Annotated in this window: 12 protein-coding genes; 9 read left to right on the forward strand and 3 right to left on the reverse strand. The window is 62.7% G+C overall.

The window, feature by feature from the left end; translation table 11 throughout:
- The first annotated feature begins 15 nt into the window (after positions 1 to 15).
- From BMX61_RS12155 to BMX61_RS12190, 8 genes are all read left to right on the forward strand, one after another.
- Positions 16 to 1,470: an AMP-binding protein gene (locus tag BMX61_RS12155; RefSeq protein WP_139198917.1), complete on the forward strand. Its 1,455-nt coding sequence runs from the start codon at positions 16 to 18 to the stop codon at positions 1,468 to 1,470.
- Positions 1,471 to 1,499: 29 nt separating this feature from the next.
- Entirely contained in the window at positions 1,500 to 2,594 is a 1,095-nt protein-coding gene (locus tag BMX61_RS12160) for a LuxE/PaaK family acyltransferase (protein WP_075629460.1), read from the forward strand.
- Complete coding sequence (locus tag BMX61_RS12165) at positions 2,578 to 3,783, forward strand: acyl-CoA reductase (RefSeq protein ID WP_075629459.1); 1,206 nt, start codon at positions 2,578 to 2,580, stop codon at positions 3,781 to 3,783. The genes BMX61_RS12160 and BMX61_RS12165 overlap by 17 nt, the downstream gene beginning before the upstream one ends.
- Positions 3,784 to 3,830: 47 nt before the next feature.
- Positions 3,831 to 4,079 (forward strand): acyl carrier protein, encoded by a 249-nt coding sequence (locus BMX61_RS12170; RefSeq protein ID WP_075629458.1) that lies wholly within the window; start codon positions 3,831 to 3,833, stop codon positions 4,077 to 4,079.
- Positions 4,076 to 4,552, forward strand: coding sequence for a 3-hydroxyacyl-ACP dehydratase FabZ (fabZ, locus tag BMX61_RS12175; protein WP_075629457.1), 477 nt, complete (start codon positions 4,076 to 4,078; stop codon positions 4,550 to 4,552). The genes BMX61_RS12170 and fabZ overlap by 4 nt, the downstream gene beginning before the upstream one ends.
- A 138-nt stretch (positions 4,553 to 4,690) precedes the next feature.
- The gene (locus BMX61_RS12180; RefSeq protein WP_075629456.1) at positions 4,691 to 6,484 is read left to right on the forward strand and encodes a thiamine pyrophosphate-binding protein; all 1,794 of its coding nucleotides are present in this window, start codon (positions 4,691 to 4,693) and stop codon (positions 6,482 to 6,484) included.
- 13 nt (positions 6,485 to 6,497) lie between these two features.
- Complete coding sequence (locus BMX61_RS12185) at positions 6,498 to 7,535, forward strand: N-acetylneuraminate synthase family protein (protein WP_075629455.1); 1,038 nt, start codon at positions 6,498 to 6,500, stop codon at positions 7,533 to 7,535.
- 2 nt (positions 7,536 to 7,537) lie between these two features.
- The gene (locus BMX61_RS12190; protein WP_075629454.1) at positions 7,538 to 8,197 is read left to right on the forward strand and encodes a GNAT family N-acetyltransferase; all 660 of its coding nucleotides are present in this window, start codon (positions 7,538 to 7,540) and stop codon (positions 8,195 to 8,197) included.
- A gap of 450 nt (positions 8,198 to 8,647) precedes the next feature.
- Here BMX61_RS12190 and BMX61_RS12195 read toward each other — a convergent pair whose 3' ends face one another.
- From BMX61_RS12195 to BMX61_RS12205, 3 genes are all read right to left on the reverse strand, one after another.
- Positions 8,648 to 9,400 (reverse strand): cephalosporin hydroxylase family protein, encoded by a 753-nt coding sequence (locus BMX61_RS12195; RefSeq protein ID WP_075629453.1) that lies wholly within the window; start codon positions 9,398 to 9,400, stop codon positions 8,648 to 8,650.
- A 56-nt stretch (positions 9,401 to 9,456) separates the two neighbouring features.
- On the reverse strand, positions 9,457 to 10,614 hold the full coding sequence (locus BMX61_RS12200) for a DegT/DnrJ/EryC1/StrS family aminotransferase (RefSeq protein WP_075629452.1): 1,158 nt from the start codon (positions 10,612 to 10,614) through the stop codon (positions 9,457 to 9,459).
- A gap of 125 nt (positions 10,615 to 10,739) precedes the next feature.
- A complete protein-coding gene (locus BMX61_RS12205; protein WP_075629451.1) occupies positions 10,740 to 11,849 on the reverse strand; it encodes a hypothetical protein in 1,110 nt (369 codons plus the stop codon).
- A 615-nt stretch (positions 11,850 to 12,464) separates the two neighbouring features.
- Between BMX61_RS12205 and BMX61_RS12215 the strand changes: the two genes are divergently transcribed.
- Complete coding sequence (locus tag BMX61_RS12215; RefSeq protein WP_075629588.1) at positions 12,465 to 13,340, forward strand: dimethylarginine dimethylaminohydrolase family protein; 876 nt, start codon at positions 12,465 to 12,467, stop codon at positions 13,338 to 13,340.
- The last annotated feature ends 51 nt before the right edge of the window (positions 13,341 to 13,391 follow it).

Here is a 13,391-nt window from a genome sequence, read left to right on the forward strand (position 1 = left end):
GATGGAACGCTGACCATGATGACTGCGCATGAGACATCGCCTGGCCTGATGGATGCCATCGGTGCGGAAGAGGGCCGTGCGCTGTTTCATTGTGACGACGGGTCGCAAATGGCTCTGGGCGAGGTGCTGGCATTGGCGAAGAATGCCGCCTTCGCGCAGACGCGCCGGCGCGTCGTCTTCTGTTTCAGTGAAAACGATCCAGGCGGTCTTGCGGGCTATCTTGGGTTGCTGAAGGCGGAGGCAGTGCCGGCGATGCTGAGCCCCACGCTTCCGCTGGATGCGATCGGGACGCTGAGAAAGGCCTATCAGCCGGATTTCCTGTGGTTGCCGGAAAAGCGTTTGGCGGAGTTCGAAGGGCTCCCGATCGTACATGCGCAATGGGGCTATGCGCTGTTATCGACCAAGGCTTCAAGCAGCAAGGAGATCCATGCAGATCTCGCCCTTCTTCTGACGACATCGGGCAGCACGGGAAGCCCGAAATTCGTGCGCTTGTCGCACCGCAATCTGCTGGCCAATGCGGAGGCCATCCGTACCTATCTGTCGCTGACGCCGGCCGACCGGCCGGTCACGACGTTGCCGCTCGGTTACTCCTATGGCCTCTCCGTGCTTCATAGCCACCTTCTGGCGGGCAGCACGATCGCGCTGACCGGGAGAACCTTCTTCGATCGGGGGTTCTGGGACTTTATTAACCAGGCCCGAGTCACCAGTCTCGCCGGTGTTCCCTACCATTATGAGATGCTGAAGAAGCTTCGCTTCGCAAAGATGGATCTGCCGGCCCTGAACACGCTGACGCAGGCTGGTGGGCGCATGGAGCCGGCGCTGACGCGTGAATTCGCGCAGCTTTGTGCGGCTCGGAATATTCGCTTCTTCTCCATGTATGGCCAGACCGAAGCAACCGCGCGCATGGCCTATCTCGCGCCCGAAAAGGCAATCGAGAAGGCGGGGAGCATCGGCCGCGCCATTCCCGGTGGGGCATTCAGCCTGATCGATGGGGATGGTCTCAGGATCAACTCTTCCGGCTGCGCGGGCGAATTGGTCTATGAAGGCGCGAATGTCTGCCTCGGCTATGCCGAGACCGCTGCCGACCTGGCCCTAGGCGACGTGTTCGGCGGCGTTTTGAGAACCGGCGATCTGGCCATGCGCGACGAGGATGGCGATTACACGATCGTCGGCCGGCTGAAGCGCTTCCTCAAGCTCTTCGGCTACCGCGTCAATCTGGCCGACATAGAGGCCAGCCTGGCGGCCGAGGGCCACGATGCGGCCTGCGCCGGTCGCGACGATCTTCTCGAGGTTTATCTGGTTGGCGGCACGGCAGAGGGCGGCAAGGCCGTCAAATCCCGCCTGGTTCTGCAGATGAAAATCGCGCCGCAGGCCATCAAGGTCTTTGGCGTTGACGCCCTGCCGCGCAGCGATGCCGGCAAGATCCGCTATGGCGCGCTTGAAACGCTTGCAAGGGAGATCCTGGCGTGACAACAACAGCCCTTCGCCTGGACAAACCGATGGCGTCTGCCGCATTCGATATTGCTCCCTGGCTGGATGTCGATCCCTACGGCATGGCGGCTGCCGAGAAGGATGCGGCGCTGACGGCGGTCATGCGCGCACTGACGGAGCATCACCGAGCGCTCTCTTCGGAGTACGGGCGCATCCTCGAACTTACGGCCGATGAGAATGCGCCATTCGAGACGCTGGCGGATGTGCCATTTCTGCCCGTGCGGCTGTTCAAGATGTTCGACCTCCTCAGCGTGCCGCGCGACCAGATCTTCAAGACGATGACCTCGTCCGGAACGAGTGGCCAGGCCGTATCCCGCATCTATCTCGATCGTGAGACGGCGGCGCTGCAGGGCAAGGTCCTGGCACGGCTGATGAGCCATCTTCTTGGGCCAAAGCGCGTGCCCATGCTGGTCATCGATTCGCCCAGCGTGCTGCGTGATCGCAATGCCTTCTCCGCCCGCGGCGCCGGCATTCTCGGCTTCTCCTTGTTCGGCAAAGATGTGACCTACGCACTGGACGAGGACATGCAGCTGAACCTGCCGGCGATCGAAGCGTTCCTCGAGCGTCACGCGGGTCAGCCGATCTTTCTTTTTGGCTTCACCTTCATGATCTGGAGCCACTTCTACCGCGCGCTGGAGGCTGCGGGCCGCAGCCTGCCGATCGATAAGGGCATTCTCCTGCATGGCGGCGGTTGGAAAAAGCTGCAGGATGAGGCGGTCGACAATGACGCCTTCCGGGCCGCGATGAAGCGTTGCGCCGGTATTTCCCGCGTCGTCAATTATTATGGCATGGTCGAACAGACCGGCTCGATCTTCCTCGAATGCGAGGAGGGGCACCTGCATGCGTCCGTTCATGCCGATGTTTTGATCCGCGATCCCCGCACGTTCCGATGCATGGAGATTGGCGAGACGGGCCTCATCGAGGTGCTCTCGCTTCTGCCGCGCAGCTATCCGGGCCATGCTTTGTTGACCGAGGATGTCGGCCGTATCGAGGGCGTCGATACCTGCCCCTGCGGCCGGCTTGGCACCTATTTCTCCGTGGCGGGCCGCGTTGCCAAGGCCGAGGTACGAGGATGCAGCGATACCTATGAAGCCCGTTCCTGACTTACCGGTGACGCTGCGGGTCGGCGGCCGCCTGTCCGACATCACCAGGCAGCCTCTGCCGCCCTATGCACCGGAAGCGACCGCTTTTCTGGCGGCCTTGTCCAAGCAACTGCTGGCCTTGCCGGAGGCGCGGCAGTTTCCCGATATTGCGGCTTTCGCCTATTGGTGCCGGCCGGCCAGTCTGGCGCGGCTGCAGCGCGAATTTGGCGCGGCGCATGCGCGCCTTGGCCGAGGGCTGGCGCTGCACATCGCGCCCGCCAACGTGCCTGTCAATTTCGCCTTTTCCTTTGCCTTTGGCGTTCTGGCGGGCAATGCCAATATCGTGCGCATTCCGGATGCCGGTCATCCGCAGGTCGACGTGATCTGCGATCGGATAGCGGCGCTGTTTGACGATCCCGCGCATCGCCGGATTGCCGCCATGAATCGGCTGATCCGGTATCCGCGCAGCGACAGCATCACGGCCACCCTGTCGCAGCTCTGCCAGGCGCGCCTGATCTGGGGCGGAGATGAAACCGTTTCTCGGCTGCGCGCGCTGCCCGTTCATCCGCGCTGCGTCGATATTGCCTTTGCAGATCGCTATTCGTTCTGCGTGCTGGATTCGCAGGCCGTTCTGGGGGCCAGCGACACGGTTCTCGCAGCGCTGGTGAAAGGCTTCTACGATGACGTCTTCCTGCTCGATCAGAATGCCTGCTCGAGCCCGCATCTGGTGCTGTGGCATGGCACGGGCCAGGCCGAGGCGGCCCAAGGCCGCTTCTGGTCGGCGATGACCGACTATCTGGAGAAAAATTACGATCTTGCGCCCGTACATGCGGTCGACAAATTCGTTCATCTCTGCGCAACGGCCATTGCCTTGCCGCAGGCGCGCGCCACGCGGCGCCACGACAATTTCGTCTACCGGGTCCGGCTGGACAGCCTGCCTGCCGATATCGAGCGCCACCGCGGACGCAACGGCTTTTTCTATGAGCATGCGGTCGACGACCTCAGCTGTCTCGGCGAAATCGTCGAGGAACGGTATCAGACACTGACCACCTTCGGGATTGACCGGGCCACGCTCGTGCAGTCCATCATCGCGCAAGGTCTGTCGGGCATAGACCGGGTGGTTCCCGTCGGCAAGGCATTGGACATCGGGGTGATCTGGGACGGCTACGACCTGATCGGTGAACTCTCCAGAATCGTCCATACGGCGTAAGGGCAAGCCGGCGCGGCGCTGCAAGCCGCAGCAAGGATCTGAAAGACATGAGCAATCGAGACACGTATAACACCGCCTTCACCGAAACCTTCATGATCGAGACGAAAGACCTGCCGGGCCTGAAGTACCAGGACATCTCGGCGTGGGACAGTGTCGGGCACATGGCGTTGATGGCGGCGCTGGAAGAGGCCTTCGGCATCGAGATGGACATTGACGACATCATCGAATTCTCAGGCTACGAGGCTGGTCAGGCGATCCTGACCAAATACAACATCGCCATTGAGCCCGCCGTATGAGCCAGGCACCCGCCCATCCGGGTTTCGACATCAACGGCATCATCCGCCACCAGCGAAACCGATATCCTGTTCTGTTGATCGACCGGGTCACCGATGTCGATCCGGGCAAGAGCGCGCGGGCGGTCAAGTGCTTCACCTACAATGAATGGTTCTTTCCGGGTCATTTCGACGACGAGCCGAATGTGCCGGGCTTCGTACAAATCGAGTCCCTGACGCAGACCTTCATCATGACGTTCCTCTGCATGGAGGAGTATCGCGGCATGAAGACCAATTTCGTTTCGATCAACAATGTGCGGTTCAAGCGCAAAGTGGTTCCGGGCGACGTGCTGAAGATCGAGGCAAGATTGACGTCGTTCAAACGTGGTCTGGCCATTGGTTCGGCGGAAAGCTTTGTCGACGGGGAGCCCGCCTGCAGTGGGGACTTCGTCGTCGCCGTGCCGGAGATCCTCGACCGCTACAAGCCGCGCGGCTGAGGTGCGTTTGAGAAGGGCATGCCGCGACGGAGCCTGTTTCAGGCCGGCGCGTGCCGATGATCCCGGGCTCCAAGGGCTGCGGACTGTTCCCGGATAGGACGAGCCGGGCGTGCCGGAAAAAGAGAGGGGTCGATCGCCATGCGCGTCGCCGATTATATCATGCAGCGCCTGGAAGCCGCCGGGATCGGTCATGTCTTCCTGGTGACGGGCCGCGGCGCGCTGTTTCTGACCGATGCGCTGGCCAAGAACACGGCGCTGACGGCCGTCTCCGTGCATCACGAGCAGTCAGCGGCCTTTGCCGCGATCGCTTATGCGCATCAGTCCTCCGGGATCGGTGCATGCCTGGTCTCCACCGGCTGCGCATCCACCAATGCCATGACCGGCGTGCTGTCGGCGTGGCAGGATGGGGTGCCCTGCATCTTCATTTCCGGCCAGAACACGCTGAAGGAAACCACGCGCCAGACCGGGCTTGCGCTGCGCACCTATGGGCAGCAGGAGGCGGACATTGTCTCCCTGGTGACGCCGATCACAAAATACGCGACGATGATCACCGCACCGGAGCAGATCGTCGAAGCCATGGACCGGGCTCTGACGCTCGCCAATACCGGCCGCAAGGGGCCGGTCTGGATCGATGTGCCGCTGGATCTACAAAGTGCTCAGATCGATCCCGAACAGATCACTGGGGCGCCGGATCTCGTGCCCGACCGGCCGGAGCCGCAGGAAGATGACGTTCAGGCTGTGCTTGCCGCTCTGGCAGGCGCCGAACGTCCGGTCGTTCTGATCGGCAGCGGTGTCCGTGGCGCCGGCGCTGAAGATGCCTTCCGGCGGTTTGTCGAGGGTCGTGGTTTGCCCGTCACCTTCGCCGCATCCGCGCCAGACACCTACGGCAGCGCGCACGATCTGTCGATCGGCTCTGTCGGAGCCATGGGATGCTCGCGCGCGGGCAATTTCGCCATTCAGAATGCCGATCTGGTGCTTGTCCTCGGCTGCCGGCTGACCTCTCTGACGACAGGCCCCGATTTCTGCAAGTTCGCGCGCGCCGCCCAGATCGTCGTCGTCGATATCGACCCGGCGGAGCACGCCAAGGACACGATCCGCATCGACCGACTGGTGCATGCCGATATCGCAGCTTTTCTCGCGCGGCTCGAAGCCGCCGACACGGCCGCCGATGCAGGGCGCCATGCCCATTGGGCGCAGCAGTGCCGTCGATGGAAGGGGCTGTTCGCCGAGGTCGAGCCGGCCTTCCGTCATGAGCACCAGGTCGATCTTTACGAACTGGCCGACCGGCTGCCAGCCCATCTCCCCGGCAAGGCCACGATCATCACCGATTCCGGCCTGAACGAGGTGATCCTGCCGACCAATATGCACTTCACGTCAGACATGAGCTGCATTCATCCGGCGATGCAGGGCGCCATGGGCTTTGCGCTCCCGGCCACGATCGGCGCTACCTTCGCCGGTGCGGGCGCCATTGTCGCGGTCATTGGCGATGGCTCGATCATGATGAACCTGCAGGAGCTGGAAACGATCCGCTACCACGCCTTGCCCATCAAAATCGTGGTGATCAACAACAACGTCTATTCGATCATTCGCCGGCGTCAGCAGGATATGTTCCGCAAGCGGGTGATCGGCACCGATCCGCAGACCGGGGTCAGCTGCCCGGATTTCTCGAAGGTGGCGGATTGCTTTGGGCTCGATTATGTGAAAATCGACCATCGTGATCGTCTCGATCAGGGCCTGTCTGACATGATGGGACGCGCCGGGCCGGTTCTTTGCGAGATCATCGGCCGGCCGGATCAGGAATATATCGAGCTTGGCCAAGCACGCAGCCTGAGCGACCGCCGCTTCGTGCGCCGCCCGCTCGAGGATCAGATACCGTTCCTCGACCGCGACCTCTTCCTCAGGGAAATGATCGTCGAGCCTATCGACCAGTAGCAGGATCTCCCAAATGGCAACGCTGACCCTTCGCAATGGCCGCATCGTCGGCGACTATCTGGCCCCTTATGTCATTGCCGAACTCAATACGAGCCATTTCGGCGACATGGCGATCGCGCGCGCGATGATCGACAAGGCCAAGGAAGCCGGCTGCGATTGCGTCAAGTTCCAGTCCTGGAGCACGCAGTCGCTCTATTCCGAAAGCTATTATCGCCAGAACGCCATCGCCAAGCGCATCGTGCATAAGTTTTCGATGGGCGAGGCAGAGCTTCAGGAGCTGTCGATCTACTGCACTTCGGTCGGGATCGACTTTGCCTCGACGCCCTATTCGCGCGCGGAAGCGGCCTTTCTGGTAGAGGCCTGCAACGTGCCCTTCGTCAAGATCGCCTCGATGGAGCTGAACAATCTGCCCTATCTGAGGTTTCTGGGCGGTCTCGGCGTTCCCCTCGTGCTCTCGACTGGCATGGGTACGCTGGAGGAAATCGTCACCGCCGTGCGCACCATCGAGGCCACCGGCCAGCGTGACATCGTCATCCTGCACTGCACCTCCGTCTACCCCGCGCCGCCCGAAACCATCCGGCTGCAGAATATCGTGGGCTTGCGGAGCGAGTTTCCGGCCTACCCGATCGGCTATTCCGATCACAGCATCGGCATAGAGATTCCGGCGGCTTCCGTCGCGCTCGGCGCCGGCGTGATTGAGAAGCACTTTACCCTCGACAGCAGCCGTATCGGTATGGACAACCAGATGGCCACCGAGCCGGAAGAAATGGCCAGGATGATCGCCGCCTGCCATACGGTGCATAAGGCGCTGGGCGGCACCGGCCGTATTCTCGACGCAGCCGAGCGAGACCAGATTCCGAAGATGCGCCGCAGCCTCATCGCCGCCCGGCCATTGAAGGCCGGAGAGGTGATTGCGGCGGAGGATCTCGACGCCAAGCGGCCGGGCACCGGCATTCCGCCTGGTTCGATGGATCTTCTCATCGGCAAGCGCCTGACCCGGGATATCGAGGCCGATGCAGCGATCCTGATCACCGATGTCGAGGCATCGTGACCATGGTAGAGGCTGCTTTGCAACGGCCTTTCGGCGAGATCGTCCAGGACATTATCCAGGGCCGCACGACGCTGGCTCTACCCTTGAAAACATCCGACGGGCAGGAGATCGGCCGCCTCGTGCCGCTGACCCGCGCGCATCTCGACGATGCCCATGTCATCGGCAAGCTCACCGACTGGCGCAATACCAATAAGGATGCCTTCTTCACCCAGTTCACCGCAACGCCTGAGCGCACACGGGGTTGGCTGGACAAGGTGGTGTTCGCGTCGACGACGCAGCTGATCTTTCTCATCATCGCCGAGGATGGCGCGCTGATTGGCCATTTTGGCTTCAAGGATCTCACGCAGGACGACGTTCTGCTCGACAATGCCATGCGCGGCGAGCGCGGCGGCCATCCCAAGCTGCTTCAGATCGCCGGCGAGACGCTGATCAACTGGCTCTTCGAGGCGGCGAAGGTTCGCCGGGTCATTGGCACGGTGCTGACCACCAATGTCCCCGCGATCATGATGAACCGCGCCATGGGCTTCGGCCTCTGGGAGAAGTACCCTCTGGAGAAGAGCGTGCAGAACGGCGAAACCCGCTGGATCGAAGGCGAGCCCGGAACGTCCAGCCGTGATGGCGTCTATGCCTACCGGGTCGAGATCGTCCGCGAGCGGGCGTAGATCATCGGATCGGAAAGGTGAGCGCCGATGTTCGGCGCGAGGGCCTGGTTGCGGAGCTTCGCCTTATGCTGAAGGATGCGCCATGCCTCGTCAGCGCATCCCCTGCGGTTCAACCATCTTGCCGGTTTCGATTTGAGCCTTGCAATGCTCCTCCGCTTGGCCGGAGACAGCACCCCACGCGCCGGCACGACATGCTGAATCGTGCCCGCAACGCTCTGCCCACATCGCTGCATCGATTTGAAACGGACAGCGTGAGCCGCCTGAAAGTAGCGTTCGGCCTGTCTCCATACCTGCTCTTCCTGTCCTGGACATTCAGGCTTCCCCAAGGCCCGTTGCGATCAGGCCCGAATGCACAAGGCCCCTCCCTATGGTCTAGGGAAGGGCCTTGTTAAAGATGGTCATACGGCCTGCACGGCTCGTTCTGCCTGCTTCAGGTGGGCGAGGCTGGGCTCAGCCCTTGATGCACTTCAGATACCCGCCCGGCGAGCTGGAGAGCACCAGCTTGCCATTGACGACAGCATCTGGCTCGAAGCGGTCGGTTTCGGTGAGATAGGCGTTGAGCGCAGCAAAGGGCTCATTGCCCGGCATCCAGATCTTCGAGCGCTTGGTCGGAATTTGCGAGGGCTTGCTCTGGCCGAGCAGCGTGTCGGCGACAACAAGATACTGGCCCTCGGTGACCAGCGGTCCGTAATGGCGCAACTCGTCGAGCACGTGGTCGCGGCTATGGTCGCTATCGAGCACCACCATGACCGATGCGCCCTCGGGAATAGCGACTTTGACCTTGTCCATGACGGCAGCGTCGGTCGACGGGCCTTCGATCAGTTCGATCCGGTGTGCCATGGGATGGCTTTCGATCGAGTCGCGGTTATGCGCGCGGATGTCGATGTCGACGCCGACCACCTTGCCCTTGCCGACGAGCTGGAGCAGGGCCGCCATCATGATGACGGAGCCACCACGGGCTACGCCGGTTTCGATGATGACGTCCGGCTTCGTCGCCCAGATGACTTCCTGGGTGGCCATGACATCGGCCGGCTGCTGAATGATCGGCAGACCGAGGAAGGACCAGAGATAGGCATAGTCATATTTGTCGAGCGTGACGAGCATCTCGGTGGACTGCTCCAGCGCTTCCCGGTCGCGCCCGAGTGCCAAGCACATTTCGCGCTTATGGGCTTCGAATTCCTGGCGGTCGTCCTTCACGGTCATAACGGTCCTGTTCTTTCCTTGATCGACCCGGCGCTTCGAGGCGTGGGCTTTGAGCTTCAGGCGATGGCTGCGCGAGGCAGCGAATGGGAGGATGTGCGCTCGGCCAGAATGTCCCTCAGCACATCGGCAACCCGTTCGATCTCTGCCTCGCTCATGTCGTGGAAGCTCGGCAGATTGATTGCGCGTTCGGGAATGTCGTAAGCGTTGCGGTTTGCCGGAACCTTGTCGAACATGTCGAGGCTCGACAGCGGATGGAAGAAGACGCGCGCGTCGATATTGGCAGCCTTGAAGGCTGCCTGCAGGGCCTCGCGCGTGATGCCGCTTTCCCGGGAGAAGACGGCGGTCGGCATCCAGGCGCCGTTGACGCCAGATACCGGTTCGGGGTTGAGCGCGATGGCGTCGATGTCTTGCAGGTGCCGGCGATAGGCGGCGAGGATCGCGCGCTTGCGCGCGGTCAGTTCCTCGATCCGCTCCAGCTGGGCGCAGCCGATCGCGGCCTGGATGTTCGACATCTTGTATTTGAAGCCGATCTCGTCTGGCCAGAATTGCTTGGTCTGCCCGCGCGCACGTCCATGATTGCTAAGCGTCAGAACGCGGTCATACAGCGCCGCATCGTTGGTGGCGAAGAGGCCGCCTTCGCCCGTGGTCACGGTCTTGGTGCCGTGGAAGGAAAAGGTGGAAAACAGGCCCATGGAGCCCGCGCGCCGACCGGCAAGTTCCGAGCCGATCGCTTCGGCGGCATCCTCGATCACCGCGATACCGTGGCGCCGGCCGATCTCCAGCAGGCGGTCCATGTCGCAGAGATTGCCATAGAGATGCGTGGCTATGATGGCGCGGGTGCGCGGCGTGATCGCCGCTTCTGCGGCGGCCGGATCGATGCACCAGCTGTCGGCGCGCACATCGACGAAAACAGGTGTGGCGCCCAGATGGACGATGGGCGAGACGGTGGCGACCCAATTGGTGTCGGCAAGGATCACCTCATCGCCCTGGCCGATACCGAGCGCATGAAGACCCATATGCATCGCCCCGGTGCAGCTCGACGTGGCGATCGCATGCGCTATCCCGAGATGATCGGCAAAAGCCTTTTCGAAGCGGTTGATATAGTCGTAGCAGCGCTCGCCCCAGCCATTGGCCGCGGCATCAGTGGCATAAGCGACTTCCAGCGGGCCGATCGATGGCTTCGTATAGAGAATGCGCGGCAGGCTCTGGGTCATGGCGGGCGGGTCCGGTTTGTCACGGTGTGGGTGCCAGGCGGTTCGACCGACGTCTCACGCAAGGACCTGCGGCATCAGCTCGAAGCGAAGCAGCCGGCGCGGGCTGCTTCGCTGTTTTATGGGCCTTACTGCAGCTGCTCTTCGTGGCAGATCATCGGCACGGGGGCGAGAATCCAGTTGGCGGCGTCATAGAATTCCTGTGCCGTGCGTGCGCCGCCAAGGAAACGATCGACCATCAAGGCGCCGCCATGAAGGCCGCGGCGGCGGTCCTCCGGGCGGTTCGGTTGGAATTCGGGCCGGAAACCGGAGGCAAGCGTGCCGCCCATTGCCTGGAAAGCAGCGAAATAGCCGTTGCCCTTGGCAACGAAGGCGGGACGCTCCGTTTCCATCATGCAGTCGATCATGCAGGCGCGCAGGAAGTTTTCATCGGCGGTCCAGTTGTTGCCCAGTTCGCCCAGGACGTGAAACTGCGCCTCCGCAACGGCGCCAGTCAGGCCGAGACCGGCATGGAAGGGAAAATCATGCGACGTGCGATGCACCGCCGGCGGGCGATAGGCCGGCATATTCATCGCCGACATCGGACGGTCGCAGAAGGCCAAGGCGTCGCTGAAGAGCAGCACGCGCGCTGCCCATTCATATTGCGGCACCGGCGAGGACCAGCTGTCATTGACCGGGAGAGCCAGAAGCGTGTCGAGAAGCGAGCGGCGCAGGGCGCCGTGATAAAGGCCGAAGGGCATGCGCGGCGCGTTGAGGCTCTTCTCCCAATAGAAGAAGGCCTTGAGCATCGCCGTCTTGTCGAAGGAATTGATATGGTAATGCGTCGGCACTGCCACGGGGCCGGCAAGACCGGGCACTGCCAGCGGATCGATCTGGAAGCTGTTCCAGCCGAGCGCATCGACGGAGGCATCACGGCGCTCTAGATAATGCACCATGACCACTAGGTCGGGGTCGACCGTATCGGACGGGCGGACGAGCGTGACCCAGCGGCCGGTGGCGCGGCTGGCGACGAGGCGCCAGAGGGCACGGGTCTCGGGTGTCGTGTCCAGCCGCTCGATGATCAGCCTGTCGTCATTGGCGGCTTGCGCGATCAGCTCGTCCGGAACCTTGTCCGCGTCGGCCGTAAACAGGGCAATCACCTCGATATCCGTCGTCCGCTCGGCCAGGAGCTTGCCGGTAAGGCGCGCAAGATCCGGCGCGTCGGCGTCGACTGGAATGCAGATGGAGAGCGTGGCCATGGGTATCTCCCGGATCGGGCGCCCGAAGCGATGGGCGCCGCCTGAATTGTGATGGGCGGTCGTGGCTGCCTGTCTTCGCCTGGCCTCAAGGCCGCGAAGAAAGCGGGCATGCGTCCAGCTGGTCGCCCGCTGTTCTTGTAGGAGGCAAAGCTTGAGCGAGGCTTGGGATGACATGGCGCTCTCGTTGAAAGCCCTATGACCATCAGAGGCCGCCCGAGAATGGCCCGCTTCGACAGGCGATGAGCGCCAAATCGCATTGTGCAAGGCAGGATCCGCTGAGGGCTGCTCTTTTCCCGCGGCGCATGCCGGCATTCAAGGCCGCACGATTTTATGTCGACCCTTCAAATTGTCACGATCGGTTTAAGCGCGACATCAGGGCTCGCAGGGCATCATGCCTTCAAGACGAGGCCGAGGGTCCCCTGCCATCGGCCTCGCCTTGCGCGGATTGCGCAGATCGATGACCTCCTTTTTGCCGCAGGATGCTGTCCCGTCCTGCGGCATTTTTTCGTGAAGGGTCCGGCCGGGCTCACTCGGCGCCGAATTGCGGCGCCACGCCTTGAAAGCATCATCGAGGCGTGGAAAAAACCGGCGCAATCACGATCGATGGAGAGCGCGGTGAGCGACTACGGTGCCCAGGACATGTCCCTGCCTTTGCGGCGGGTGCTGATGCGCCGGCCAGGCGATGCGCTGCTCAAGGCGGATCCGGCGCGCTGGCATTATGGCGCGCGCTTCAATGCGGAGCAGGCAATCGACGAATATGAGAGCCTTGTCCGGCTGCTGCTCGAGAAGGGTGTCGAGATCCTCTGGCTGGCCGAGCGCGAGGATGGTCTCGCCGATTCGATGTTCACCGCCGACCTCTCGCTGGTCACCGCAAAGGGCGCCGTGATCCTCAGACCTGGCAAGCCGGCGCGGGCAGGCGAGGCGGCATTGCACGAGGCTGCATGTCGGGCGGCGGGCATCCCGATCCTCGGGCGCCTGAAGAGCCCGGGCACGGTGGAAGGCGGCGATTGCCTCTGGATCGATGCCGAAACGCTCGCGGTGGGGCGCGGCCTGCGCACCGATGAGGACGGGATCGCCGCGCTGTCCGAATTGCTGGCGCCTCTCGGTATCGACGTGCTCGGCTATGATCTGCCGCTCTGGCGCGGCGCCGAAGCCTGCCTGCATCTCGGCTCCATCGCCAGTTTCCTGGCGCGCGATCTGGCGCTGATCTTCCCGCCGATCCTGCCGGTCTCCTTCTATCGCCTGCTGGAGGAATGGGGCGTGTCGATGATCGAGGCACCTTCCGACGAATTCCGCGCCAGCGGCGGCATGAGCGTCGGCATCCTGACCTTGGGCCCACGCGAGGTCGTCATGCTCGACGGCTATCCCAAGACCCGCGCCGCACTGGAGTCGGCGGGCTGTACCGTTCATGCGATCAGAGCCGATGTGCTGTGTATCGGCTGCGAGGGCGGGCTCGGCGGACTCGTCTGTCCACTTCTGCGCGAGAATTGACTCTCTGAACGGCCTTGCGCGCTTTCCGGGCTTGTTTGCGGAAACGAGCGC

Source organism: Xaviernesmea oryzae, from assembly GCF_900109605.1.
GTDB classification, from domain to species: domain Bacteria; phylum Pseudomonadota; class Alphaproteobacteria; order Rhizobiales; family Rhizobiaceae; genus Xaviernesmea; species Xaviernesmea oryzae.

What these genes read in the sequence shown, in the direction of transcription:
- BMX61_RS12155 (WP_139198917.1), top strand. Translation starts at nt 16, where the DNA reads ATGATGACTGCGCATGAGACATCGCCTGGCCTGATGGATGCCATCGGT.
- BMX61_RS12160 (WP_075629460.1), top strand. Translation starts at nt 1,500, where the DNA reads ATGGCGTCTGCCGCATTCGATATTGCTCCCTGGCTGGATGTCGATCCC.
- BMX61_RS12165 (WP_075629459.1), top strand. Translation starts at nt 2,578, where the DNA reads ATGAAGCCCGTTCCTGACTTACCGGTGACGCTGCGGGTCGGCGGCCGC.
- BMX61_RS12170 (WP_075629458.1), top strand. Translation starts at nt 3,831, where the DNA reads ATGAGCAATCGAGACACGTATAACACCGCCTTCACCGAAACCTTCATG.
- fabZ (WP_075629457.1), top strand. Translation starts at nt 4,076, where the DNA reads ATGAGCCAGGCACCCGCCCATCCGGGTTTCGACATCAACGGCATCATC.
- BMX61_RS12180 (WP_075629456.1), top strand. Translation starts at nt 4,691, where the DNA reads ATGCGCGTCGCCGATTATATCATGCAGCGCCTGGAAGCCGCCGGGATC.
- BMX61_RS12185 (WP_075629455.1), top strand. Translation starts at nt 6,498, where the DNA reads ATGGCAACGCTGACCCTTCGCAATGGCCGCATCGTCGGCGACTATCTG.
- BMX61_RS12190 (WP_075629454.1), top strand. Translation starts at nt 7,538, where the DNA reads ATGGTAGAGGCTGCTTTGCAACGGCCTTTCGGCGAGATCGTCCAGGAC.
- BMX61_RS12195 (WP_075629453.1), bottom strand. Translation starts at nt 9,400, where the DNA reads ATGACCGTGAAGGACGACCGCCAGGAATTCGAAGCCCATAAGCGCGAA.
- BMX61_RS12200 (WP_075629452.1), bottom strand. Translation starts at nt 10,614, where the DNA reads ATGACCCAGAGCCTGCCGCGCATTCTCTATACGAAGCCATCGATCGGC.
- BMX61_RS12205 (WP_075629451.1), bottom strand. Translation starts at nt 11,849, where the DNA reads ATGGCCACGCTCTCCATCTGCATTCCAGTCGACGCCGACGCGCCGGAT.